Source organism: Vibrio sp. 10N.261.52.A1 (assembly GCF_002876325.1).
GTDB lineage: Bacteria > Pseudomonadota > Gammaproteobacteria > Enterobacterales > Vibrionaceae > Vibrio > Vibrio chagasii.
Genome location: NZ_MCYD01000011.1, coordinates 1 through 1,127 on the forward strand (window position 1 = coordinate 1; position 1,127 = coordinate 1,127).

A 1,127-nucleotide genomic window follows, 5' to 3' on the forward strand; every position below is an offset into this window, starting at 1 on the left:
GCTTATTCTCCAAAAATTTATGAGGTTTTAATTTAAATCTTAAAAACGGATTAACGGTAAAGAGGGAAGCGTTTGCAAAGCTCTTTAACTTGCTTGCGAACACGTTGCTCAACTTCAGCGTTGCCTTCAGGGCTTTCAACTAAGCCATCAAGAACATCACCGATCCATTCACCGATAAGTTTGAATTCTTCAGTGCCAAAACCACGACTGGTTCCAGCTGGCGTACCTAAACGAATACCCGAAGTAATCATAGGCTTCTCTGAGTCGAATGGTATGCCATTTTTGTTACATGTGATCCCAGCACGCTCTAATGCTTCTTCAGTTACGTTACCTTTCAAGCCCTTAGGACGAAGGTCAACCAGCATTAGGTGCGTGTCCGTTCCGCCAGTCACAATGTCACAACCGCGAGTTTGCAACACTTCAGCAAGAACTTTTGCGTTATCGATCACTGAATTAATATAAGTATTAAATTCTGGGCCAAGTGCTTCACCAAATGCGACAGCTTTAGCCGCAATTACGTGCATTAGTGGGCCGCCTTGTAGGCCAGGGAATACTGCAGAGTTGATCTTTTTGTTGATGTCTTCGTGGTTAGTCAGAATCATGCCGCCGCGTGGGCCACGAAGTGTTTTGTGTGTTGTTGTCGTTACAACGTGTGCGTGTGGTAGTGGGCTAGGGTGAGCACCTGTCGCGATAAGACCCGCGATGTGTGCCATATCGACCATTAGAATAGCGCCAACTTCGTCAGCGATTTCACGGAATTTAGCGAAGTCGATAACGCGTGGGATAGCACTACCACCTGCAATAATCATTTTAGGTTGGCATTCGATAGCGAGAGCGCGTACCGTTTCGTAATCGATTTCAAGAGTGTCGCGGTCTACGCCGTATTGAACTGCGTTGAACCATTTGCCTGAAAGCGCTGGGCGTGCACCGTGCGTAAGGTGACCACCAGCGTCAAGAGACATACCTAGGATAGTGTCGCCAGGTTGAAGTAGGGCAAGTTTAACTGCGCCGTTCGCTTGAGCACCTGAGTGAGGTTGTACGTTCGCGTATTCACACTTGAATAGCTGTTTAGCACGTTCAATCGCGATAGCTTCTATTGTATCTACGTGCTCACAACCACCGTAGTA

1 protein-coding gene is annotated in these 1,127 nt (G+C 47.1%); it reads right to left on the minus strand.

All coding sequences use genetic code 11. From position 1 onward, the window contains the following. Positions 1-50: 50 nt before the first annotated feature. Positions 51-1,127 (minus strand): serine hydroxymethyltransferase (locus tag BCT81_RS00160; protein ID WP_102422921.1); only part of this gene is annotated, 1,077 nt, incomplete at its 5' end.